The organism is Planktosalinus sp. (assembly GCF_059864935.1).
In genome coordinates, this window is sequence record NZ_JCBCCK010000365.1 from 1 (window position 1) to 2,597 (window position 2,597).

Here is a 2,597-nt window from a genome sequence, read left to right on the forward strand (position 1 = left end):
TGAAATTTGTCATTTTCTTTCATGCCTTCCGGCATGGGCACTCCGCATAACATTCTTTTCCCTGCTTTGTATTCCCGGGCGGCGTGGCCGCTCAAATATCCCCTGATGACCATTTCCACCATAAAAGGCTCACAGACTTGACCTATGGCTACATTAGGGTCAGGTGTGGCGATGAGCCAGTTGGGCACCAGGTCTTCTGTGGCACTCATCATTTTGGTGGCAATCTGATTGAGAATTTGTCCTTTATAAGGGATGCCTTTGGGCATTACCACATCAAAAGCACTGATACGGTCTGATGCCACCATCAATAAAATATCGTTTTCAAGGGTATAGACATCACGCACTTTGCCGTGATATACTTTTTTTTGTCCGGGAAAGTTGAAGTTGGTCTGTGTAAGGGTATTGTTCATTTTATTCTATGTTTTCAATCGACTTATAGGCCGCAATCACTTCTTTGACCAATCGGTGGCGAATCACATCTTTATCATCTAGGTAAATCACTCCCACGCCTTTGACGTCTTTCAAAACCAATAGAGCTTCTTTCAGTCCAGAAATGACCCTGCGAGGCAAATCAATTTGGCCGGGGTCGCCGGTAATCATAAACTTGGCGTTTTTTCCCATACGGGTTAAAAACATTTTCATTTGTGCGTGAGTGGTATTCTGGGCTTCGTCGAGAATCACAAAGGCATTGTCGAGCGTTCTTCCGCGCATAAAAGCTAAAGGAGCAATTTGCACTACGCCTTTTTCGATATAAGCTGTCAGGGTTTCATGTGGTATCATGTCCCTTAAGGCATCATATAAAGGCTGCATATAAGGGTCCAGCTTTTCCTTAAGGTCACCGGGAAGGAAACCCAGGTTTTCACCAGCTTCAACAGCCGGACGGGTAAGAATAATGCGCTTTACCTGCTTTTCCTTGAGTGCTTTTACGGCCAGTGCGACGCCGGTATAGGTTTTTCCGGTTCCGGCAGGTCCAACAGCAAAAACCATATCATTCTTTTTCATTAAATCAACCAGTTTCCGTTGGTTGACAGTAATGGCTTTGACTTGCTTTCCGCCCACTCCGTGAACGAGAATTTCACCACTTGCATCAGGGGTTTCATAATCTTCCTTTTTTTCGCTGGTGAGTATGCGTTCTATGGCGTTTTCATCCAGTTTGTTGTATTTGATAAAATGTTTCATTAACTCTGAAAATTTTTTATCAAATTCTTCCAGCATTTCTTCGTCACCAAAAACGGTGAGCCTGTTGCCGCGTGCCACGATTTTTAGCTTGGGATAGTATTTTTTAAGCAGGTTGATGTTTGAATTCTGAAGCCCGAATAATTCGCTTGGGCTAATCTCTGTAATCTCTAGAATAAGTTCGTTCAAAAGCGGGAATTTATATTAAGGATTTGTTGCCAAATAACCTATACATTTTGACTTGTTCTTTTCTCCTTTCCCTGCGTTAAAATTTTAAACCATAGCTTTGGCTATGCTTGAAAATTTTGCCTTGATTAAGAATAAAATAACTGTGTCAATTCTGTACATATTATTTCATAACCAATCCTAAGAATTGTCTTTAATATTGATTAAGTTTGCATATACAAATCTAACATAAAAATATGTTTGCCTCAAGCTTTTGGGGTTAAAAAAATATCAACAATTCTACCTATGCCAATCATTACACTTACAACCGATTTTGGGGAAAAAGATCATTTTGCGGGGGCGGTTAAAGGGGCGATTTACAGTGAAATGGAAGACGCAAAAATTGTTGATATCTCACATTCAATCACACCATTTCATATTTCTGAGGCTGCATATATTATCCAAAACGCATATAAAAGTTTTCCGAAGGGAAGTATTCACATCATTGGAATTGATTCTGAACTCACACCCGAAAACAAACACATAGCTGTTTTGCTGGACGACCACTACTTTATTTGCGCCGACAATGGAATCATTTCCCTTATCACTCAAGAGTTGAGACCAAAGAAAATTGTGGAAATTAACATCCACGACAGGGTGATTTCAGACTTTCCGGTGCTGGATGTTTTTGTGAAAGTGGCTTGTCATATCGCCCGTGGCGGAACTTTGGAAGTGATAGGAAAAGAAATCACAGAGGTCAAAGAACTCAAAGGCCTCGCTCCAATTATTCAGGAAAAGCAGAATCAGATTGTTGGCAATGTGATTTATATTGACAATTATGGTAATGTGGTCACCAACATCACCAAAAAACTTTTTGAAAGCATTGGTAAAGGAAAACCCTTTGTCATTACTGCCCGAACCGTAAAATTCAGGGAAGTGCATTCAATATACAGTGAAGCCATCAACTTCAATTTACCTCCCGACAAACGTGAAGAAGACGGAAAAAAACTAGCTATCTGGAACGCCTCAGGTTATCTTGAACTGGCTATTTACAAAAGTAACCCACAAACTGTGGGCAGTGCCTCTACCCTCTTTGGCCTTTATTTCAGGGACACCGTAACCGTTAATTTTGAATCGTAAACCTTATGTTTATCAGAATCGTAAAAATGGAATTCCAAGCTGAAAAAGTCAATGCTTTTCTTGAACATTTTGAAACAATCAAATCACGCATCAGAAATTTTCCGGGATGCAGGCAT

4 protein-coding genes are annotated in these 2,597 nt (G+C 40.5%); 2 read left to right on the forward strand and 2 right to left on the reverse strand.

Annotation, left to right across the window (positions count from 1 at the left end; translation table 11 throughout):
* A partial coding sequence (locus AC6F75_RS11455; RefSeq protein WP_500715151.1) for a phosphoribosylaminoimidazolesuccinocarboxamide synthase occupies window positions 1–410 on the reverse strand: 410 nt, incomplete at its 3' end.
* Between the two features lies 1 nt (window position 411).
* Window positions 412–1,365, reverse strand: a complete 954-nt coding sequence (locus AC6F75_RS11460; protein WP_500715152.1) for a PhoH family protein — start codon at window positions 1,363–1,365, stop codon at window positions 412–414.
* Window positions 1,366–1,647: 282 nt separating this feature from the next.
* On the opposite strand from AC6F75_RS11460, the gene AC6F75_RS11465 reads away from it, so the two are divergent.
* Window positions 1,648–2,481, forward strand: a complete 834-nt coding sequence (locus AC6F75_RS11465; protein ID WP_500715153.1) for an SAM-dependent chlorinase/fluorinase — start codon at window positions 1,648–1,650, stop codon at window positions 2,479–2,481.
* A gap of 5 nt (window positions 2,482–2,486) precedes the next feature.
* On the forward strand, window positions 2,487–2,597 hold a 111-nt coding region (locus AC6F75_RS11470), incomplete at its 3' end, for an antibiotic biosynthesis monooxygenase (protein WP_500715154.1).